A 20,441-nucleotide genomic window follows, 5' to 3' on the forward strand; every position below is an offset into this window, starting at 1 on the left:
GGTTCAGGTCCCCGAACTCGATTCGGCCGCGGACTCGGTTTCGGGCGTCGTGAGCAGTTCCTCGAGGTCGTCGAGGGCCGCCTCGGCGTCGTCGCCCTCGGCGATCAGCCGGACATCCTCGCCGCTGGCGACGCCGAGGCTGGTCACGGCGAGCATGCTCGCCGCGTCGACCGGGTCGTCCCCGTCGGCCGGAGCGACCCGCACGTCAGCGTCGAACTCGCTCGCGGTCTCGACGAACTTCGCGGCCGGCCGTGCGTGGAGTCCGTCCTCGGGAACCACGGTGACGGTGCGCTCCATCACGCGACCGCCTCCGTGATCGTCTCTTCGATCGCCGCCTTCGAGTCGGCCTCGTGGAGGCGCTCGCGGACGTCGTCGTGCATCAGGGCCCGCGAGAGCGAACTTAGGAGCTCGAGGTGGTCCTCGCCGCCCTCGGCGGGGACGAGCAGCATGAACAGCAGCGTCGCCGGCTCGCCGTCCATCGCGTCGAAGTCGATGCCGGCCGAGGAGCGCGCGAAGACGATGGTCGGCTCGGCGACCGCGTCGGTCTTCGCGTGCGGGATGCCGATCCCCATGCCGACGCCGGTCGTCGTCTCCTCCTCGCGGGCGAGCAGCGCCTCGAGGGCCGCCTCGCGGTCGGTGACGCGGCCGGCGTCGACCGCGCGGTCGAGCAGGAACTCGATCGCGGCCGCCTTCTCTGCGGGCGGTTCCTCGAGCGTGATCAGTTCGGGGGTCAGTACGGCGTCGATTGTGGGTTCGGACACAGTCATCGTATGATCGCTATCGTGTTGAACGGTGAGGGTTGCGTCGGGTAGTCAGTCGTTCGTCTGTCCGGAGTCGGTTACGGATTTCGCGGGTTCGGCGCCGGCGACGCGCTCGTGGTAGTCAGGCTTGATCAGCGTGGCGACCGTTGCGGTGACCGCCGTTCCGAGCGCGATGCAGGCAAGGAACAGCAGCGCGCTGCTCGAGAGGATCACGACGAAGATGCCGCCGTGGGGCGCCGGCATCGTCACGCCGAGCCAGAGGGCGGCCGCGCCGGCCGTCGAGCTGCCAAGGACCGCCGACGGAATCACCCGGAGCGGATCGGCGGCGGCGTAGGGAATCGCCCCTTCCGTGATGAAGGCGAGGCCGAGCGGAACGGCCGCCTTCGCGTTCTCGTACATCTCCGCGGAGTACTTCTGGGGCGCGATGAAGTTCGAGAGCGCGAGGCCCAGCGGCGGGACCATCCCGCCGATCATCACGGCGGCCATCGGCGCGAAGATCTGGTCCGCGACGAGGACGGTCCCGAACACGTACGCGACCTTGTTGATCGGGCCGCCCATGTCGACCGCCATCATCCCGCCGAGGATCGCTCCGAGCAGGATGGCGTTCGACCCCTGCATGCCCTCGAGCGCGGACGTCAGCGCGTCGTCGATCATGGCGATCGGGACGCCGAGTCCGAGGATGACGATCGGGGCGAGCAGCAGCGTCGTGAAGACGGGAATCACGAGGATCGGCATCATCTGGGAGACGACCGACGGTACCGACCATCCCTTCATCCAGCGAGCGACATAGCCCGCGAGCAGCCCGGCGACGATCGCCCCGAGGAAGCCGGCGGCGGCCCCGTTGGCTTCGAATCCGATGACCAGGCCGGCGGCCTCGATGATCGCCTCCTGCTGGATCGCCCACGAGAGGATGAACCCGGGCGCGAGACCGGGCTTGTCCGCGACCGCGTACGCGATGTACCCGCCCAAGACGGGGATCATAATTGTCAGCCCGAGATCGCCGATCTGGGCCATGTACCACGCGATCGACCCCGTCTCCTCGAACACCGTTTCGGTGTTGCCAGCCGTCCACGGCAGTTCCGCCACCATGAACGCGAGCGCGAGGAAGATCCCGCCGATCGTCACGAACGGGATCATGAACGACACGCCCGTCATCAGATCCTCCTTGACCGAGAGGAGGTGGGCGCGGAGTCGTGATTCTACATCGTTTTCCATGCTATCTCTGCCGCAGTTCTTCGACAGCGGCTGCAAAAGTGGTTTCGAATATGTTTGTTTTAGATTGAATTTATTCGAAATATAGTTGCGATCGGATATTCGGGGCGGCGATCAGTACGCGGAGACGCTGATCGACTCGCGTTCGTCCCGGAGCCCCGTCAGCGACGGCGCTCGCGTCCCCGACACCGAGACCACCCGGGAGGCGACGGCGACGCCCGATCTGAGCGCGACCGCGTCCGATTCCTGGCGGGCCCGAGCGGCGAGCACGCCCGACAGCAGGGCGTCGCCCGCCCCGACGGTGTCGACTACGTCGACGTCTGCCGCCGGCGCGCACAGCGTTCGGTCGGGCGTCGCCATGATCGCGCCGTCGGCGCCCAGGGACGCGACGACGCGCTCGAATCCGGCCGTCTGAAGCTCCTCGGCGGCCGCGATCGCCGACTGCACGTCGTCCACGCGCCGTCCCGTCGCCGCCGCGAGCTCCTCGTGGTTGGGCTTGCAGAGCGCGTACTCGGCCTCGAGGTTGGCGAGGGTCGCCCCGCCGACGTCGACGACCGTCTCCCAGGGGCCGGCCGCGGCCAGGCGGTCGATCGTCTCGGGGCCGGTTCCCGGTGGCAGGCTGCCGGCGATCACGACTGTCTCGGGATCGTGTCTCTGGAGCGTGTCGACGATCTCCTCGATCGCCGGCGGAGCGATCCGGGGGCCGTTCTGGTTGATCTTGTACTCCCCGTCGGGGCCGAGGAGGGTAGTGTTGAGCCGCGTCTCGCCGTCGATCTCGACGAAGTCGGCGTCGATCGCCGCCGCGGAGAGTCGCTCGAGGAGCGAGCGCCCGAGGAAGCCGCCGGCGACGCCGGTCGCGACGGTCTCGACGCCGAGTTCGGTCAGGTACTTCGAGACGTTGATCCCCTTGCCGCCCGCGTCGTAACGGTGCTCGTCGGAGCGGGCGACGGCCCCGTCGGTCAGCGGTTCGGAGAGTTCGACCGTGTAGTCGACGGCCGGATTGAGCGTCACGCTAGCGATCATCCGGCACCTCCACGCCGACGGTCACGTCGGCCGCCGCGCAGGCCTCCTCGATCTCGCCGGCCGGTTCCGCGTCGGTCACCAGCACATCCACGTCGGCGAGCGACGCGAACTCGACGAAGCTCCGCTCGCCGAATTTGGTCTCGTCCGTGACGAGGACGACCCGCTCGGCGCTCTCGACCATCAGCTCCTTGATCCGGGCCTCGTCCTCGTTCGGCGTCGTTAGGCTCCCGTCGCCGGCGATACCGTTCGTCCCCAGAAAGAGCAGGTCGAAGTTCGTCCGATCCATGAACGCCTCCGCGCTGGGACCGACGAGCGCCCGCGTCCGGTGGCGGAGCGTCCCGCCGGTGAGCTTGACGTCGTCGGCGTTCTTCCCGAGCTCGAGCGCCAGCAGCGGCGAGTTCGTCACCGGAATGAACGCCGTGTCGGTCGGCGCCCGCTTTGCGACCTGCATCGTCGTCGTTCCCGAGTCGAAGAAGACGACCTGCCCGTCGTGGATCTCCGTCGCGGCGCGCTCGCCGATCGCGGTCTTCGCCTCGAGATTCTGGACTTCCTTCTGGACGTACGTCTGCTCGCGTCCGACCGCCGTCACCGGGACGGCACCGCCGTGGGATCGCTCGACGAGACGCTCCTCCTCGAGGGCGTCCAGATCCCGCCGAATGGTCGCCTTCGAGACGTCGAGTTCGGCGGACAGTTCCTCGACGGAGCAACCGTCCCGCTCCGACACGAGTTCGACGATCGTCCGTTTGCGCTGTTCGGGTAACATGTGCCTGGGTGGTCTTCTGATCTACTTGCGTCCTGCACGGTTTTATTTGTTTATGCCGGAATTCGTAATCGTTTCTGATCGTAAAGGACGAACACAACGCGAATCGGCAACAGACTAGGGACTCTCGACGCCAAATGCGTGTCTCGAGCGTTCGAAACAGCGACGAACCGTAATACAGAAACGAAAATCAGCCTGCGAAGAACGAGAGGAACGCGCGACCGAGCGCCCGCGACTCGAGTGCCGGTTACAATCGTTCGATAATCGCGTCGGTCACGTCCTCGGTCGACGCGTTGCCGCCCAGATCGGGCGTCCGCGGCCCGTTCTCGAGGGTGTCCTCGACGGCCTCGTGGACGCGGTCACTTTCCTCGTCGTAACCAAGGTACTCGAGGAGCATGGCGGCAGAGACGATCGTCGCGGCCGGGTTCGCGACGCCCTCGCCGGCGATGTCGGGCGCGGTGCCGTGGACGGGTTCGAACAGACCGCGCTCGGGACCGACGTTGGCCGATGGCAGGAGGCCGAGCCCGCCGACCAGCCCCGCGGCGAGATCCGAGAGTACGTCGCCCGCGAGGTTCGGACAGACGACGACATCGAACTGTTCGGGGTCGAGACAGACCCGCGTCGCGAATGCGTCCATCAGCACTTCGTCGGTCTCGACGCCGTTCTCGTCGGCGACGGAGTTGACGGTGTCGCGGAAGAGGCCATCCGTCTCGCGCATGACGTTGGCCTTGTGGGCGATCGTGAAGCCGTCGTGGTCGCCGTCTTCGACGTAGTCGCAGGCGAACTCGGCGAGTCGCTCCGAGGCCGATTCGGTGACGACGCGAGTCAGCGTCGAGACGTCCTGGGTCAGCCGGTCCTCGATCCCCGAGTAGACGCCCTCCGTGTTCTCGCGGAGGAAGACCAGGTCCGTCTCGGGTCGGACGGCGTCGATGCCGGGGTAGGCCTTCGCGGGGCGGATGTTGACGAAGGAGTCGACGGCCGTCCGGAGCGGCAGGATGACGTCGGCCGCGGTCTCGCCGGCCGCGCCGAACAGCGTCGCGTCGGCCGACGCCGCCAGATCGTAGGTTTCCTGGGGCAGCGCCTCGCCGGTTTCTTCTTTCACCGCGTCGCCCGCGTCCGCTTCGGTGAACTCGAAGTCGATCTCGAGGGACTCGAGCACGTCGACCGCGGCGGGAGTGACTTCCTGTCCGATTCCGTCGCCCGGGATGACGGCGATCTCGTGAGTCATACTCACCCCTCTCTGCGGCGGCGAAAAGAGGGTATCGATACGGGCATCGCGTCGGCGATCGGTGACCGCCTCGAATCACGGACTGCCGACGCCCGTCGAGACTCCCACCGCGTCGGCGATGGTTCGGCGCTTGAGCAGGGCGAAGCCGACGGCGACCAGCGCGAAGCCGGCGATCGTCAGCGCGCCGATCGATTCGCCGAGCAGGACGACGCCCGCGACGGTCGCGACGATCGGTACCAGGTAGCCGATCAGCGCCGCCTCGAACGCGCCGTGTTCCTCGAGGATCGTGAAGTAGATCATGAAGGCGACGGCGGTTGCGAAGACCCCGAGGTAGAGAAGGGCGGTCAGCGAAGCGGGACCGATCGCGGCGGCGCCCAGTCCCTCGCCGGCGCCGAGGCTAACGGCGTGGAGGACGAGGCCGCCGACGAGCATCGACCAGCCGACCAGCGGCAACTGTTCGAGGGTCGGGCCGGCCCGCTGGATCAGGACGCCGCCGAGCGCGACGCTACAGACCTGTCCGACGATGAGCAGCCGCGCGCCGGTGTCGCCCGCGAGGAGGTTTCCGGGATCGGGCTGGACGACCAGGCCGACGCCGAAGAAACCGACGGCAGCGCCGACGGCCCCGAGCCCCGAGAGCCGCTCGCCCAGCAGCGGGATCGCCCACAGCGCGGTCAGGATCGGTACCAGTCCCTGTAGGATCGCGGCGACGCCGCTGGGGACCGTCTGCTGGCCGAGGAAGAGCAGCCCGTTCCCGGCGATGAGGAAGACGCCGCCGCCCGCGACCGCCGCGAGGTCGTTTCGGGCGGTCGGTAGCCACTTCTCGACGCGGACGATAGCCGCCGTCAGCAACAGGACGGCGGCGATTTCGTACCGGGCGGCCGCGAAGAGCAACGGCGGGAGATACTCGAGGCCGACCGAAATCGCCGGAAATGAGAATCCCCAGAGAACGGCGAGCAACACAAAAAGCGGCGCGTCGAGGGACCGAGACATAGAGAACGATATCGGCAGTTGCCGAAATATCTCGCGATTTGGGTACGGTCCTGCCGCTTTCGGTACGACAGCACGGCTCATATCAGCGACTCGAGACAGGCCCGTCTGCACTCGAGACGGGTGGTCGGCTGGCGATTCAAGTCGGTGAGCCGTTATCGAGCCTCGTCGATCACCACCTCGTCTGACCCGGGGCCGATCACGACGCGGTAGTCGCCGTATGCGAAGCGAACGGACACGTCCCCGTTCGACTCGAGCACCGCGGTCAGCGCCTCGGGGTCGATTGCCTCGTACACCGGTGGCAGTGCCGTCCGATCACAGCCCTCACGGGCCACGATACGTGACAGTGCCGTGGCGATTGATGGGTGCATCGTGATCGTCGGGGCGTTCGAAGACAGTCGTCGAGGGGTCCGGACATGAGGCCGGATCGTCAGTCGTCGCGAGACGGACGTCTGTACCACAGTCACAGTGGATGATAATTCTCGAGACCATGTTTTGTTCGGTTTCAGGCCCCGACGCAGCGAAACGCAATCCAGCGAGAGCACCAGCCACAGGGACGACTGGGCGGCGAGACGTCGGCACATCTTTATTTCGCCACCGCCAATGGCAAATTGTCTCGCTACGCGCGGGCTACGTGCGAACCGGAGTACGTGCTTGGAGGCTGGACTTCGGCCTGGCGCACTTTCCTGCCCGTCTTTTTATTTCGTAATTAAACCTAAAGAACGCTAGGATACTGACCGGTCGGGGGTGTCGCTCGGGGGTCGAGATATTCTCTCGACAAATCGCCATGTTCCACGAGGGTATTATTCCCCGGAACCACGATACCCCGTTTTCTCGAGTCTGCTCGGGTTACCAACTTCTCTGAGTGCTATGTGCCGACGAGATGCGTCATTTGAGAGACTGAAGAATTGGCCAACCCGATCAGAAATAGTCCAGTATCTCTGTATTCTTCGACCGGTACTCCTCATCAGTGTGGATACCGTCTTCGTCAAGATCGTTTCAATCTCGAATTTTTCAGTCGTGCCAACTGTCAATACACTTTCAACAGATGTATACTTTGAACCAGAATAGACTGGAAAGACTATTCAATAGCTTTTAATCATTTTGAATAGAATAAAATGATGTGTGGGATCCATTTACGTCGAATAATTCGGGTCGCGAAGACAACAAACTAAACCGGCGATCGTGCCTGAAGGGGCTCGGTACGGCCGGTGCCACCCTGGCGACTGGACTGACGGCTGCCAGTGGTACCGCCGCGGCTACCTCGGAATGGAGTTACATGGTTCAGAAAGGCTTGGCCGAAGAGACGCCAGTTCACGTCGTCGCCGGGGAAGGGTACGGACCGACGGTCATGGTCGTCGGCGGGATGCACGGCGACGAACCAGCCGGATACAATTCGGCGGCGAGAATCGCCCGGTGGAACATCAAGAGCGGCAGACTGATGGTGATTCCGGAGGCCTGCAAACCTGCTGTTCGGAAGGGAAATCGGTTATCCGACCGCAGCGGAGACGGTAACTTACAAGATTTGAACCGGGAGTTCCCCGCTGGTAAAACCCCGTGGTCACCGCTCGCACGAGGGATATGGAATGTCGTGGCCGACAAGGACATCGACTTCCTGCTGGACCTCCACAGTTCGAGTGGTCTGTACAAGTGGGGTAACGGAGGCGGCGTGGGCCAGGGCATCTTCGCGACGAACGCAGGCGAGGCAGACCAGGTCCGACGCCGCCTTCAGTCGTACCTCAACGATGGCTTCATCGATAACGACACATACAAGTTCACGGGAGCGACGGCCGGTGAAGACGGCTCGAAACGTATGCTCAAGCACAAGGTCGGTGCGGACCTCAACACGCCGGCCATACTCTTCGAGACGTACCGCGGCCTCAGTGACGAGCGCCAGGAGACCCTGACGACGTCGGCCGTCTACAACGTTTGCCGACGGAAAGGGATGTTTGACAAGTAGGGCGATGACGGGGGCGACGGTGCGGCGAGAACGGTCTGACCGACGACGGGGACGCAAGCCCTCACCGCCTCTCGGGACGATGATCAGGCCACGTCGTGGCTCGCGTTCGGTATGACGAACGACACTAGCCAGGAGGCGAAGATCCCCGCGATGAGTATCGACCCCGATAACGACGCCGTCAACAAACTCCGGGACTACTCCGACGGCAAGGGAAAGTCGACGAACGAACTCTTCGTCGATGCCGACGTCCAGGACAGTTTGACCGAAATCCACGACGGCACGTCGCTGACGTCGACGATCGACCTCGAGACCGGAAAACGTGACTAGACACCGGGACCGCTGGGGCACCCGAGCGAAGAGTACAGACCACGTGTGACCCTCTTCAACGAGACTGTATACGTCGGCACCGACCGACTCCATGCCCGTAGCGCAGCGACCGGCGAGGAACGCTGGAACGCATCGCTCCATGACGGTTCGATCCAGTCGGTGCCCATCACCGAAGAGCCTGTCGCGGAAGATCACGCCGTCTTCGCCTACTCCGATGGTCGTCTCGTCGGCTTTGCACCGGATGGCGAGAAGACGTGGGAGGGATCGGTCTCGGGTGAGGTCAGCAGCTATATCGTAGACGAATCCGTGTTCGTAGCGACGAACGAGGGGATCTACGCACTGGATCGACAGGAGGACCCATAGGACCTCGGCCAAGTGCTGTACGCATTGGCGAACGGGTTGAGATGTGCGGTCCAGTCCCTGGCAAATTTTCAACCGCTACCTGTGCCTCGTATTTTGCGGAGTAGTGTGTCCCGATCGGCAAAATCCGCACTCGAGCTCGTAGAGCTCGAGAAGCTCCGGTCGATCTACGATCGTCTCGCGACCGAGATCGAAAGGGCCGTCGATCTGGAGTCGGTCCGTGCGGCCGCGCTCGAGGGCGACTCGCGCGACGATATCGGAGCCCCTCGGTACGACGCACTCGCGGTCTACGACCGGGTCCGCAACGTCGTTGAAGTGTGCGACACTGGGCTCATGCTCGGCGTGGCGTTAGAGGTCTACTAGAAGAGTTAGGTAACAGTCGAGTCGCCGTTAGCGAGAATCCATCACTCGGCTTCGGGAATAGCCGACTCCTCGACGTACGGCAGCTCCCGGGCCTTCTCGCGGACCGCGCCGGCGTTGGACTTCATCAGCGCCGTCGTGTCCCAGACGCCCTCGACGAGCGCCTTGCGCTGGGCGTCGTCGACGGTGACGTCGATCGTGGTGTTGCCGTAAGTGACTTCCTCCGCTTCGACGTCGATGTCGATATCGCCGTCGGGATTCTCGTCGACCCAGTCCTGGAGGTCCTGGATCGTCTCGCTGTCGGCCGTGACGGTCGGGATCCCCAGCGCCAGACAGTTGCCCGCGAAAATCTCGGCGAAGCTCTCGCCGATGATCGCGTCGATGCCCCAGCGCATCAGGGCCTGGGGCGCGTGCTCGCGCGAGGACCCGCAGCCGAAGTTGCTGTTGACGACCATCACCGAGGAGTCCTGGAATCGGTCCTCGTTCATCGGGTGGTCCTTGGGGTTGTCGTCGTCGTCGAACCGGACGTCGAAGAACGCGAACTCGCCCAGTCCGTCGAAGGTGACGACCTTCATGAACCGCGCGGGGATGATCTGGTCCGTGTCGATGTCGTTGCCCCGAATCGGGACACCGGAGCCGGAGACGTAGTTGACTTCGGGAATATCGACTTCGTCACTCATGCCAGATTCACCTCCTTCAGATCGCGTACGTCAGAGACCTCCCCGGTGATCGCCGCCGCGGCGACCATCTGCGGGTTCATCAGGACAGTGCGACCGTCTTTCGAGCCCTGTCGGCCGACGAAGTTCCGGTTCGAGGAGGAGGCGCTGGCCTCGTCGCCCTCGAGTTGATCTTCGTTCATGCCGAGACACATCGAACAGCCGGCGTTTCGCCACTCGAAGCCGGCTTCTTCGAAGATGTCCTTCAGTCCTTCCTCCTCGGCGGCTTCCTGGACGCGCTGGCTGCCGGGGACGACCAGTGCACGGACGTCGTCGTCGACCTCCCGTCCCTCGACGATCTCGGCGGCACGTCGCAGGTCGGGCAGGCGCGCGTTCGTACAGGAACCGAGGAAGGCGACGTCGATGTCGTAGCCTTCCATCGTGTCGCCGGGTTCGACGCGCATGTGTTCCTGGGCGCGTCGAGCCGTGTCCTGCTTGTCTTCGGGCAGGTCCTCGGGGGCCGGAATCGGCTTGGTGACGCCGATCCCCTGTCCGGGCGTAGTCCCCCAGGTGACGACCGGCTCGAGTTCGTTCGCGTCGATGTGGACGACGTCGTCGTACTCGGCGTCCTCGTTGGAGCGGATGGACTCCCAGTAGGGCTTGAGTTCCTCGAACTTCTCGGGGTTCTCCTGGAAGTAGTCCGTCTGCTCGAGCCACTCGTAGGTGGTCTCGTCGGGGTTGACGTAGCCCGCGCGGGCGCCGCCTTCGATCGACATGTTACAGATCGACATCCGGCCTTCCATCCCGAGGCTCTCGATGGCCTCGCCGGCGTACTCGTAGACGTGGCCGACGCCGCCCTCGGTTCCCAGGCGACGGATGATCTCGAGGATGATGTCCTTGGCCTCGACGCCGTCGCCGAGTTCGCCGTCGACCTGGATCTTGCGGACCTTCTGTTTCTCCATCGCGACGGTGCCCGTCGCGAGCACGTCGCGGATCTGGGAGGTCCCGATCCCGAACGCGAGCGCGCCGAAGGCGCCGTGGGTGGAGGTGTGGCTGTCGCCGCAGACGATCGTCTTGCCGGGCTGGGTCAGTCCCTGCTCCGGTCCGATGACGTGGACGATCCCCTGATCGCCCGTCGTCGGGTCCGAAAAGTCGATGCCCGCGTCGCGGACGTTCTCCTCGAGTTCGGCCATCATCTCCTCGGCCGCGTCCTCCTCGTAGGGGCGGGACTGGTCGGCCGTCGGGACGATGTGGTCGACCGTCGCGTGGGTCAGCTCGGGGTAGGCGACCTCGAGGTCGCGCTCGCGGAGCATCCCGAACGCCTGCGGACTCGTGACCTCGTGGATGAGGTGGAGCCCGACGAACAGCTGATCCTGTCCCGTCGGCAGCGTGGTGACTTTGTGTCGATCCCAGACCTTGTCGTATAGTGTGCCCTCGCTCATTCCTCGTCCTCTACGGGGTGGTCCCGTCCGCGCTCGAAGACGCGGTTCGCGTCTTCGGCGTCCTGTGGCGGCGTGTGATCCACGTCCGCCATCGTGTCGTTCGATTGCTCGTCCGTGCGTTCACTCGAGTCGGTCGCGTCTCGCTCGCGGCCATCCGTCCCTCCGTCGGCGACGACCGTCGGCCCGCGGCTGAACAGCCGACCGACCGTCTCCCCCGTGTAGGGGTTGGTGTGGCTGACGTTGGCCATCGTCTCGGATGTCGTTTCGTTCTCGTTCATTGGTGGTGTCCTGTCGTTAGTCGTCCGCCTGCACCTGGACGGACTCGTCTTCGTCTTCCGCTTCCTCTTCCTCCTCGGCCCAGGCGAACAGGTCGCGCAGCCGTTCGCCGACCTGTTCGATCTCGTGGTTTTTCTCAGCCTGTCGAAGCTGGGTGTAGCTGGGTCGGCCGGCCTGGTTCTCGACGATCCACTCACGGGTGAACTCGCCGTTCTGGATCTCCTCGAGGGTCTCCTCCATGTTCTCACGGACGTTCTCGTCGACGATCCGGTCGCCTCGGGAGAGGCCGCCGTACTCGGCGGTGTCGGAGACCGAATCCCACATCTCGGAGTGGCCGCCCTCGTACATCAGGTCGACGATCAGTTTGAGCTCGTTAAGACACTCGAAGTAGGCGATCTCGGGCGAGTAGCCCGCGTCGACCAGCGTCTCGTAGCCGTGTTTGACCAGCGAGGTGACGCCACCACAGAGGACGGCCTGCTCGCCGAAGAGGTCCGACTCGACCTCCTCCTGGAACGTCGTCTCGATGACGCCGGCGCGAGTGCAGCCGATCCCCTTCGCGTAGGCGAGCGCGCGCTCTTCGGCGTCGCCCGTGGTGTCCTGGTAGATCGCCAGCAGGCCGGGGGTCCCCTCGTCGTTCTCGTAGTTCCGGCGGACGAGGTGGCCCGGGCTCTTCGGCGCGACCATCGTCACGTCGACGCCTTCGGGGGGCTGGATCTGGTTGTAGTGGATGTTCAGCCCGTGGGCGAACTGCAGAGTGTCCCCCGCCTCGAGGTTGGGTTCGATGGCGTTCTCGTAGACGTCCGACTGGACGGTGTCGGGCACCAGTACGGAGACGTAGGAGGCCTGGGCGACGGCGTCGGCCGGCGTCGCGACCTCGAGGCCGTCGGATTCGGCGGCCGAGCGCGAGGACGACCCCTCGCGCAGGCCGACGACCACGTCGACCCCGCTGTCGTGGAGGTTCAGCGCGTGGGCGTGACCCTGGCTGCCGTAGCCCAGCACGGCCACGGTCTCGTCGTCGAGCGTCGATACGTCTGCGTCGTCGTCGTAGTAGATGTCGGTGGTGAATTCGTCAGTCATCGTTTGCTGTCTGGTATGTTTCGTCGTGGTTCGCCTCGGTGGCGGTCGATTCAGTCGCGTTCACGGCTGCCGCGGTCTCCTCGGTGCCGCGAGCGAGCGCCGTCGTCCCGGTTCGGGAGATTTCCCGGATCCCGAACTGGCCGAACGTGTCGATCGCTGCCTCGATTTTCTGGCGTGCGCCCGTGATCTCGAACGTCGCCGTCTCCGGACTCGAGTCGACGGTCGTCGCGTCGTACATGTCCGCGACGGCGCTGACCTGCGCGGGATCGTCGGCGTCGACCTTGATCAACGCCAGTTCCCGCTGCATCGCGTCGGGCTCGAGTTCGCGCACCGAGATCACCGGCACGAGCTTGCGCAGCTGTTTCTTGATCTGGTCGATGCCCGGATCGGGCTCCTCGACGACGACCGTGATCCGCGCGCGGTCCTCGTCTTTCGTCGGCCCGACGGTCAGGCTCTCGATGTTGAACTGCCGCCTCGAGAACAGCCCCGAGACGTCCGAGAGCACGCCGGGCTCGTGTGCGACCAGCGCGGAGATCACGGTGCGCCGGGGTTCGTGGGTCGCTTCGACCTCGGGGTCGATGCGAATGCCCTGCTTGTTGCGTCGACCCGTGGGGGTCGGTCGGTCCTCCGGCGGTGGTCCTTCTAATCCGCGTTTCATGCGAAACACCTCGTGTGTTGCTGAACGGAGTGAAGTAACGCTCGAGACGGCGAAGCCGTCTCGGTGTTTCGGTTGCAGTCGGACGCGGTTTGTCCGACGGTCATAGTTGATCCTCCGTCAGTGCGAACTGTCCGTTGTCGCCGCCGCTCGGAACCATCGGGAAGACGTTCGCCTCGGGATCGATGTGGACGTCGATCACCGAGGGCCCGTCATAGGAAAGCGCCTCCTCGATGGTGTCGGCGACCTCGTCGTAGTCGTCGATGCGGAAGCCGGCCGCGCCGAAGGCCTCGGCGAGCTTATCGAACTCGGGCATCCAGTGGTAGTCCGACGCGGAGTGGCGCCCCTCGAAGAAGGCGTCCTGCCACTGTCGGACCATCCCGATGTACTCGTTGTTGAGCACGGCGACCGTGATGTCCAGATTCTCGCGGACCGCAACAGAGAGACCCTGCAGCGTCATCAGGAACGAGCCGTCGCCGTCGAAACAGACGACATCCTGATCGTCGTCGGCCGCAATCCGGGCGCCGATCGCCGCCGGCAGCCCGTATCCCATCGTCCCGAGCCCGTGACTCGAGACCCACGTGCGGGGTTCGGTGTAGGTCCAGTACTGGCAGGCCCACATCTGGTGTTGGCCGACGCCGGTCGTCACGATGGTGTCGTCGTCGGTCGCCTCGTCTAAGGCTTCGACGACGAACTCCGGCTGGAGCGGCTCGTCCTCGGGTGCGTCGTAGGCCATCGAGTAGTCGGACTTCCACTGCTGGCACTGCGCACGCCACTTCGTGGCCTCGGGCGACTCGTCGACGGCCTCGACCAACTGTTCGACGACGGTTGCGGCGTCGCCGATCAGCGGGTAGTCCGCGTGGATGTTCTTCGAGATCTCCGCGGGGTCGATGTCGACGTGGATGAGCTCCGCATCGGGCGCGAAGGTCTCGATACCGCCGGTCAGGCGGTCGTCGAACCGCGTCCCGATCCCGATCAGCGTGTCGCAGTGGGTAATCGCCATGTTGGCGTAGCCGGTACCGTGCATCCCCGCCATCTCCAGCGAGAGCTCGTGATCTTCAGGGAACGCGCCGATGCCGGGCATCGTGGTGATGACCGGAATCTCGTGTTCGATGGCGAACTTGCGGCAGGCCTCGCTGGCCTCACCCTTGATGACGCCGCCGCCCAGCAACATGGCGGGCCTGTTCGAGTTCTCGATGCGCTCGGCTGCGGCCGCGACGATCTCCTCGTCGGCCCGCTCTTGGACCTCGTAGGTCTCGGGCACCGACGGCGCGTCGGGCTCCCGGTCGGTCTCGCCGTTGGTCACGTCCTTCGGCAGGTCGACCAGCGTCGGGCCCGGTCGGCCCTCGCCGGCGAGGGCGAACGCCTCGCTGACGTCGCTACCGACGGTGTCCGAGTCGCTCGAGAAGGCGTTATCCTTCGTGACCGGCGTCGTGACGCCCGTCGTGTCGGTCTCCTGGAAGGCGTCGTTGCCGACGAGATCCGTCGGCACCTGGCCCGTCAGGGCCACCATCGGATCCGAGTCCATGTCGGCGTCGGCCAGCCCCGTGACGAGGTTGGTCGCGCCCGGACCGGAGGTCGCCAGGCAGATGCCCGGCTTCCCCGAGACGATGCCGTAGGCGTCGGCCGCGTGGGCCGCGCCCTGCTCGTGGGCCATCGTCACGTGGTAGATCTCCGAGTCGTAGAGGGCGTCGTAGACGGGCATGATCGCCCCGCCCTGCACGCCGAAGGCGTGCTCGACGCCCGCGTTTTCTAGCGCGCGGACGACCGCTTCGGCACCGCTGGTGACGGGCGCCGGCGTCGTCTCCGACTCGGCGTCGACCTCCTGGGCCGCGTCCGGGGCCGCGCTGTCGGTGATCTGGTCGTCGTCCTGTGCCTCCTCGTCTGCCTGTGTGACCTTTGCTGCGCGTTCGCTCATCGATTACCTCCCGCCGCGTGGCGGCTGTCGATCGCTGTGGATGTCGGGTATGCTGTCATCTGCTGGATTTGCTGTCGCTGTGAGAACGGTGCGACGAATTCGGGTCCGAAGCTACGAGGTACTAGATACGGGGCGTAGGCGCCCCTACAATACGAATCGGAGCGAGCGCGCTGGTGTCGACTGGGCTGCGAGCCGACAGTGAAGCGCGGACCGTCATTATCGTTCTCGTAGGACCCTCGAGTGACATAACCCTTGCGAGTTTTCAAGCCGCTGCAAGTATTGCTGGTCGGTCCGCTCGAGCGCGACAGCAGGGGCTCGCGAACGGTGGCAAACGGGGAGGACATCCCTTAGACGCGCACCTCCTCCTCCTCTTCGGACTGGCGTTCGATGCCAGCCTCTTCGGCGAAGCGCTCCAAGTCGTCGACGGTGACCCGACGCTTCTCGGCCCCGAAGTCCTTGACGCGGCGGGTGACCGCCCTGACCTGATCGTCGGTAGGCTCGAAGCCCAGTTCGGCCAGGCGCTCCCGTACCGAGTGGGTACCGGTGTGCTTGCCCAGGATCAGGCGGCGTTCGGCGCCGACCATCTCCGGGGTCATGACGCCGGGCTCGAAGGTGTCGGAGTTCTCGATGACGCCGGCGGCGTGGATGCCGCTCTCGTGGGAGAAAGCGTTGTCGCCGACGACGGGCTTGTTGCCCGGCGTCGCCATCCCGCTTTTCTCCTCGACGACGTTCGAGAGCTCGGCGATGCGCGTCGTGTCGATCCCCGTATCGGTCTGATACAGGGACTCGACGGCCATTACGAACTCCTCGTAGGCGGCGTTGCCCGCGCGCTCGCCGATGGAGTTGACTGAGACCTGCGCCTGATCGGCTCCCGCTTCGATGCCGGCCAGGGCATTGGCGGTGGCCAGCCCGAAGTCGTCGTGGGTGTGGACGTCGATCTGCGCGTCGGTGTGGGCACAGACCTTCTCGATCATGGCCCGGAACCGCGTCGGTGTAGCGACGCCGCAGGTGTCCGGAATGTTGATCCAGTCGACGCCGGCCTCGCTGACGGCCTCGATGATCTCGAGCAGGAACTGCTCGTCAGTTCGTGTCGCGTCCATCGGCGAGAACATGCAGGTGGTTCCCGTCTCAGTGACGCGCTCGACCGATTCGACTGCGCGTTCGACGACTTCGTCTCGCGTCGCGTGCATCGAGTCCTCGATCTGGACGTCGCTGGTGCTGACGAACGTGTGCACCATCTCGACACCCGAATCGAGTGCGGCCTCGATGTCCGCATCGACGACACGGGCTAGCCCGCAGGTCGTCGTTTGCGTCGACGACGCGATATCGCGAACGGCTTCGAATTCCGCGTCCGAGTTGACCGGGAAGCCCGCCTCGATGACGTGGGTTCCCATGTCGTCCAGGATGGACGCGATCTGCCGTTTGTCGTCGTAGGAGAACGAAGTTCCGGGCGACTGCTCGCCGTCCCGGAGGGTCGTATCGAAGACACGTGCTGACTCTATTTCGTCAGTGGAATCTAACGTGCCCTGGAAGAACTCGACCCCCCTGACTGGTGTCAGAGGACGAATCGTCTTGTGAAGACATTGTATCTGAATTCGACGGGCGACGAGGTATATAAAGATACCGCTGTCTCGACTCCCGAATGTCAAGTCATCACAACACACATTATCCGATGGAGGTCGAAAACCGCAAGACACCAACGTCCTTTCCCATCCTATTACCTCCTATTATCATACTTCGATCGAGAGCGAACGAGACCGTGATCGTCTCGAATTGACCCCGATCGCGAGCCGACGACGACCGAGACTCGCTGGCGCGCGCTCACCGGTTGACAGTTGGGTAGAATTCGCCCCCCTGATTCGGACCGAGACGAACATTTCGATTATATCGGCCCATTAGCGCCCATTCGTCGATATATCTCCAAGCGCCCCCCTCAGCGCGGCGTCGTGCGGGCGGACGTAGCCGCGCCGCTGCGGATCGGCGACGAACGGCCGGGTGTTCATAAACGCGTCATGCAGGCGCGCGGTGCAGGGTTTTACCGCTCGCTGTGGTAGGTCGGCCGGCATGACGAACGACGAGATCAAGGATCTCCTGACGGAGGCCTACGTCGACGAACTCGAGACCGTGATGAACTACCTCACGAACGCGATTGTGCTCGACGGCATCCACGCCGAGGAGGTCAAGGAGAGCTTAGAAGAGGACATCCAGGAGGAACTCGACCACGCGCGGATGCTCGGCGAGCGCCTGAAGCAACTCGACGAATCCCCGCCGGGTTCGGAGGGGTTCGAGGCCAACCAGCACAGCCTCCAGCCGCCCGAGGACACGACGGACGTCCAGTCGGTCATCGAGGGCGTCCTCGAGGCCGAAAACGACGCGATCGAGACCTACCGTTCGCTCCACGAGGCTGCCTCCGAGGCCAGCGACCCCGTTACGGAGGACGTCGCGGTGACGATCCTGGCCGACGAGGAGGCCCACCACACCGAGTTCCGCGGCTTCCAGAAGGAGTTCCCGCAGGACTGAGCGGTCCGCCTTCGATGGCCGCCGCGAACGAACGAAGTGAGTGAGCGGGCCGAGGAATCCCCGAAGCCGCGCCGTCGGCGCGGCTGAGGGGGTGACGACGTGCTTTTGATCGACCTTTTACCGAGGGACGGTGCGCTGTGCGGCAGCTACGCTGCCGCCAGCGCGATAGACCGCAGCGCAAAAGGTTGATGCCGAACGTTTTTCTCGTCCCGGTTCGACGCACCCCCTATGAGCGATTTCGACCTCGACCTCCGGACCGTCGAGGAACACATCGATGAGGAACTCGAGATCGATGGCAGCATCGTCCTCGGGGTCCTCGACGGGGAGACGCCCGCCGAGGAGTGGCTCGAGGCGATCTCGAAGGGGAACGTGCTCGTCCTCAACGTCGAGGGCGACGTCAACGAACTGGCCGCCGGCTTCGCTCGCGACATCAGGGAGTCGGGGGGGAACCTCGTTCACTTCCGCGGGTTCCTGCTGGTGACGCCGCCGGGCGTCGACGTGAACACGAATCGACTGTAGTCTCGTCGTCTCGCGGTCGAGAAAAAGCGAGGATCGCGCGGGTCGCGCCGTTAGTTCGACGCTTCGAGTTCGCCGTAGTCGAACTGCTCGCCCTTCTCGGAGAGGGTGTCGAGTTCGTCCTGCTCCTCGCGGAGGGTTTCCTCGAGCAGGTCGGCGGCGTCGTCCATCCCGAGCTGGTCGGCCATCGGAATGAGGTTGCCGTAGGTGGCGATCTCGTAGTGTTCGGACTTCTGGCCGGCAGCGATGTTGAACCGGTCGATGGCCTGATCGCTCGGATCCTGATCCATGAACTCCTCGTGGGCCTGGATCATCCCCTCGACGACGGGGTCTTCCTCGGCTTCGGCGTCGGCATCGAGCTGGTCGAACACCTGCTCGATGCGATCGACGTGCGTCTTCGTTTCCTCGCGGTGCTCGGCGAACCCGCTCTTGAGTTCCTCGCTCGAGGAGGTCTCCTCGAGTTCGTCGAGGGCGTCGACGAGTTGCTGTTCGGTGTAATACGCGTGCTTGAGGCCGGATACGAAGAGGTCTTCGGTTGAGTCGATGCTCATAGACGATCCGTTTGTTGGGACAGCGCTCGGTTCGATAAATAGCGGGCTTGCAGTCTGCAGGAGCGTTCGGCTGGCGGCAACCGGCTCTACAGGCGTGCTCATCCCCGGTCGTCGGAGACCATTCAACGATTCGACGCCTGTTCGGTGTATGGCAGCGAGTTAAACAGTCTCTACGGTCCTTTCAACCCAATTTATAACTGATACAAGTAGCAAACAATCGTATGGACTGGCGTTTTCCGAACTGGCTCGGAACTGTGATCGTCGCGACGGTTTTTCTCTTCTCGCTGGTCGTCTCCGTCTATCACGTGCAGATTCACGAAACGCAGTTGCTGTTGACGATAGTCGGGCAGTGGTCACTGGTCGTGCTCTCGCTGACGTTCGGCTGCGTCGGCTACTACGCGCTCGCGAACGTCGACGCGCCGAACGGGGTCGGTATCATCGGTCGCTACACGGTCGCCGGGTACGTACTCGCGGGGCTGGCGTCCGGGGGATACGCGTCGCATCAGTACCTGGTTCCGGAGGCGACGATCGAGCTCGACGTGATCCTGTTCCAGGCGATCTTCGTGGCGCTCGTCGGGGGGATAGCAGGCGTCATCGTCGGCTTGGAAACCGCCCGCAGGAAACGATCTATCGCCGATCTCGAGGAGATCGAAAAAAAGATCCGAACGGAGAAGCAGCGGTTCGAGTCGCTGTTCCAGAACACGCCGTCCGCGGCGGCGGATATCCAGTATACGGACGGCGAGCCGACGATCGATCGCGCCAACACCGTCTTCGAGGACCTCGTCGACCACACGAGCGCGGACGCCCAGGGTAAGAACCTGTTCGAGGTCGTACCGCTCCGGGAGACGGAGACGGAAGCGGCGGTCGCGGCCCACGTTGCGGACAACGAGATCTACCAGGACGAGGTCACCGTCGACCGTCCCGACGGCCGCAGTCACTACAAGCTCCGCGTGATCCCCTACGAGGTCGGGAAAGAAGGCGAGCGGACGTTCGCGCTCTACACCGACGTGACGGAGCTCAGACGGACTCAACAGGAGTTAGCCGAAAGCGTCGACCAGCTCGAGGCGTCGAACGAGCGCTTAGAGCAGTTCGCCTACGCTGTCTCCCACGACCTGCAGGAACCGCTGCGGATGGTCTCGAGCTACCTCCAGTTGCTCGAGGATCGCTACCGGGAGGACCTCGACGAGGAGGCCGAGGAGTTCATCGACTTCGCGGTCGACGGCGCCGACCGGATGCGGGCGATGATCGAGAACCTCCTCGAGTACTCCCGAGTCACCACCCGCGGGGACCCCCTGGAGCCGACGGACGCCGCGGCGGTTCTCGACGACGTACTCACGGACCTCGAGCCGCGGATCGAGGAGACCGACGCGACGATCACCGTCGACGAACTCCCGACGGTGACCGCGGACGGCGACCAGCTCGCGCAGGTCTTCCGTAATCTCGTCTCGAACGCGCTCAAATATAGCGGGGACGAGCCGCCGCAGGTGCACGTGGGCGTCGAACGAACCGGCGACGAGTGGCAGTTTGCAATCGCCGATCAGGGGATCGGGCTCGATTCCGAGCAGTCCGAACGGATCTTCGACGTCTTCGAAACCGCCCACACGGCCGAGGAGGGATCGGACTCGGGCATCGGACTGGCGCTGTGCCAGCGAATCGTCGAGCGCCACGGCGGGAAGATCTGGGTCGACTCCGAACCCGGCGAGGGCGCGACGTTCTACTTCACGCTGCCGCGCACTGAGGCCCGGGAGTCGGCACGGACTCGCCCGTCTCGAGCCGACAGCGAAGAGCCGCCAGACAGTCGAGCGTAGCGGTCGCCGCTATCCCCCACTGCGACTCGCTGAGCAATCAATGA

Annotated in this window: 23 protein-coding genes; 7 read left to right on the plus strand and 16 right to left on the minus strand. The window is 64.6% G+C overall.

Annotated features, from left to right (window positions below; translation table 11 throughout):
* Nucleotides 1-3 precede the first annotated feature (3 nt).
* From ptsH1 to EH209_RS04460, 8 genes are all read right to left on the minus strand, one after another.
* Nucleotides 4-297 (minus strand): phosphocarrier protein HPr, encoded by a 294-nt coding sequence (ptsH1, locus tag EH209_RS04425; RefSeq protein WP_126661721.1) that lies wholly within the window; start codon nucleotides 295-297, stop codon nucleotides 4-6.
* The gene (locus EH209_RS04430) at nucleotides 297-767 is read right to left on the minus strand and encodes a PTS sugar transporter subunit IIA (protein WP_049914466.1); all 471 of its coding nucleotides are present in this window, start codon (nucleotides 765-767) and stop codon (nucleotides 297-299) included. Before EH209_RS04430 ends, ptsH1 begins: the two co-directional genes overlap by 1 nt.
* 45 nt (nucleotides 768-812) lie before the next feature.
* Nucleotides 813-1,976 (minus strand): PTS fructose transporter subunit IIC, encoded by a 1,164-nt coding sequence (locus EH209_RS04435; RefSeq protein ID WP_126661722.1) that lies wholly within the window; start codon nucleotides 1,974-1,976, stop codon nucleotides 813-815.
* 111 nt (nucleotides 1,977-2,087) lie between these two features.
* Nucleotides 2,088-2,996: a 1-phosphofructokinase gene (gene pfkB, locus EH209_RS04440; protein ID WP_126661723.1), complete on the minus strand. Its 909-nt coding sequence runs from the start codon at nucleotides 2,994-2,996 to the stop codon at nucleotides 2,088-2,090.
* Nucleotides 2,986-3,759 (minus strand): HTH-type transcriptional regulator GlpR, encoded by a 774-nt coding sequence (glpR, locus tag EH209_RS04445; protein WP_126661724.1) that lies wholly within the window; start codon nucleotides 3,757-3,759, stop codon nucleotides 2,986-2,988. The genes pfkB and glpR overlap by 11 nt, the downstream gene beginning before the upstream one ends.
* 244 nt (nucleotides 3,760-4,003) lie before the next feature.
* The gene (gene leuB, locus EH209_RS04450) at nucleotides 4,004-4,984 is read right to left on the minus strand and encodes a 3-isopropylmalate dehydrogenase (RefSeq protein ID WP_126661725.1); all 981 of its coding nucleotides are present in this window, start codon (nucleotides 4,982-4,984) and stop codon (nucleotides 4,004-4,006) included.
* 75 nt (nucleotides 4,985-5,059) lie between these two features.
* Complete coding sequence (locus EH209_RS04455) at nucleotides 5,060-5,974, minus strand: DMT family transporter (RefSeq protein ID WP_126661726.1); 915 nt, start codon at nucleotides 5,972-5,974, stop codon at nucleotides 5,060-5,062.
* 152 nt (nucleotides 5,975-6,126) lie between these two features.
* Entirely contained in the window at nucleotides 6,127-6,342 is a 216-nt protein-coding gene (locus tag EH209_RS04460; RefSeq protein WP_126661727.1) for a HalOD1 output domain-containing protein, read from the minus strand.
* 752 nt (nucleotides 6,343-7,094) lie between these two features.
* Between EH209_RS04460 and EH209_RS04470 the strand changes: the two genes are divergently transcribed.
* The 4 genes from EH209_RS04470 (at nucleotide 7,095) to EH209_RS04485 (ending at nucleotide 8,981) form a co-directional block, all read left to right on the plus strand.
* Nucleotides 7,095-7,931, plus strand: coding sequence for a succinylglutamate desuccinylase/aspartoacylase family protein (locus EH209_RS04470; RefSeq protein WP_343132679.1), 837 nt, complete (start codon nucleotides 7,095-7,097; stop codon nucleotides 7,929-7,931).
* Nucleotides 7,932-8,042: 111 nt separating this feature from the next.
* Nucleotides 8,043-8,258, plus strand: a complete 216-nt coding sequence (locus EH209_RS04475) for a hypothetical protein (protein WP_126661730.1) — start codon at nucleotides 8,043-8,045, stop codon at nucleotides 8,256-8,258.
* 45 nt (nucleotides 8,259-8,303) lie between these two features.
* Nucleotides 8,304-8,621 carry an outer membrane protein assembly factor BamB family protein gene (locus tag EH209_RS04480; protein ID WP_164721996.1) on the plus strand — a complete coding sequence of 106 codons (318 nt, stop codon included), beginning with the start codon at nucleotides 8,304-8,306 and terminating at the stop codon, nucleotides 8,619-8,621.
* Between the two features lie 105 nt (nucleotides 8,622-8,726).
* Nucleotides 8,727-8,981, plus strand: a complete 255-nt coding sequence (locus EH209_RS04485; protein ID WP_126661732.1) for a hypothetical protein — start codon at nucleotides 8,727-8,729, stop codon at nucleotides 8,979-8,981.
* 41 nt (nucleotides 8,982-9,022) lie between these two features.
* Here the strand turns inward: EH209_RS04485 and leuD are convergent, their stop codons facing one another.
* From leuD to EH209_RS04520, 7 genes are all read right to left on the minus strand, one after another.
* On the minus strand, nucleotides 9,023-9,658 hold the full coding sequence (gene leuD / locus EH209_RS04490) for a 3-isopropylmalate dehydratase small subunit (RefSeq protein ID WP_126661733.1): 636 nt from the start codon (nucleotides 9,656-9,658) through the stop codon (nucleotides 9,023-9,025).
* Nucleotides 9,655-11,076, minus strand: coding sequence for a 3-isopropylmalate dehydratase large subunit (leuC, locus tag EH209_RS04495; RefSeq protein WP_126661734.1), 1,422 nt, complete (start codon nucleotides 11,074-11,076; stop codon nucleotides 9,655-9,657). Before leuC ends, leuD begins: the two co-directional genes overlap by 4 nt.
* Nucleotides 11,073-11,354, minus strand: coding sequence for a hypothetical protein (locus tag EH209_RS04500; RefSeq protein ID WP_126661735.1), 282 nt, complete (start codon nucleotides 11,352-11,354; stop codon nucleotides 11,073-11,075). The genes leuC and EH209_RS04500 overlap by 4 nt, the downstream gene beginning before the upstream one ends.
* 16 nt (nucleotides 11,355-11,370) lie before the next feature.
* Nucleotides 11,371-12,429 (minus strand): ketol-acid reductoisomerase, encoded by a 1,059-nt coding sequence (gene ilvC / locus EH209_RS04505; RefSeq protein WP_126661736.1) that lies wholly within the window; start codon nucleotides 12,427-12,429, stop codon nucleotides 11,371-11,373.
* Nucleotides 12,422-13,087 (minus strand): acetolactate synthase small subunit, encoded by a 666-nt coding sequence (gene ilvN, locus EH209_RS04510; RefSeq protein ID WP_126661737.1) that lies wholly within the window; start codon nucleotides 13,085-13,087, stop codon nucleotides 12,422-12,424. Before ilvN ends, ilvC begins: the two co-directional genes overlap by 8 nt.
* Nucleotides 13,088-13,187: 100 nt before the next feature.
* Nucleotides 13,188-15,002, minus strand: a complete 1,815-nt coding sequence (gene ilvB / locus EH209_RS04515) for a biosynthetic-type acetolactate synthase large subunit (RefSeq protein WP_126661738.1) — start codon at nucleotides 15,000-15,002, stop codon at nucleotides 13,188-13,190.
* A gap of 347 nt (nucleotides 15,003-15,349) precedes the next feature.
* Nucleotides 15,350-16,597: a LeuA family protein gene (locus EH209_RS04520; protein ID WP_449271908.1), complete on the minus strand. Its 1,248-nt coding sequence runs from the start codon at nucleotides 16,595-16,597 to the stop codon at nucleotides 15,350-15,352.
* 469 nt (nucleotides 16,598-17,066) lie between these two features.
* Here EH209_RS04520 and EH209_RS04525 point away from each other — a divergent pair, with 469 nt between their 5' ends.
* Complete coding sequence (locus EH209_RS04525) at nucleotides 17,067-17,522, plus strand: ferritin-like domain-containing protein (protein ID WP_126661739.1); 456 nt, start codon at nucleotides 17,067-17,069, stop codon at nucleotides 17,520-17,522.
* Between the two features lie 228 nt (nucleotides 17,523-17,750).
* Nucleotides 17,751-18,041 (plus strand): DUF5779 family protein, encoded by a 291-nt coding sequence (locus EH209_RS04530; protein WP_126661740.1) that lies wholly within the window; start codon nucleotides 17,751-17,753, stop codon nucleotides 18,039-18,041.
* A 50-nt stretch (nucleotides 18,042-18,091) separates the two neighbouring features.
* On the opposite strand, the gene EH209_RS04535 is transcribed toward EH209_RS04530, so the two are convergent.
* A complete protein-coding gene (locus EH209_RS04535; RefSeq protein ID WP_126661741.1) occupies nucleotides 18,092-18,589 on the minus strand; it encodes a YciE/YciF ferroxidase family protein in 498 nt (165 codons plus the stop codon).
* 221 nt (nucleotides 18,590-18,810) lie between these two features.
* Here EH209_RS04535 and EH209_RS04540 point away from each other — a divergent pair, with 221 nt between their 5' ends.
* Nucleotides 18,811-20,397: a sensor histidine kinase gene (locus EH209_RS04540; RefSeq protein ID WP_126661742.1), complete on the plus strand. Its 1,587-nt coding sequence runs from the start codon at nucleotides 18,811-18,813 to the stop codon at nucleotides 20,395-20,397.
* The last annotated feature ends 44 nt before the right edge of the window (nucleotides 20,398-20,441 follow it).

It is taken from the genome of Haloterrigena salifodinae (assembly GCF_003977755.1).
In the GTDB taxonomy this organism is placed as follows: domain Archaea; phylum Halobacteriota; class Halobacteria; order Halobacteriales; family Natrialbaceae; genus Haloterrigena; species Haloterrigena salifodinae.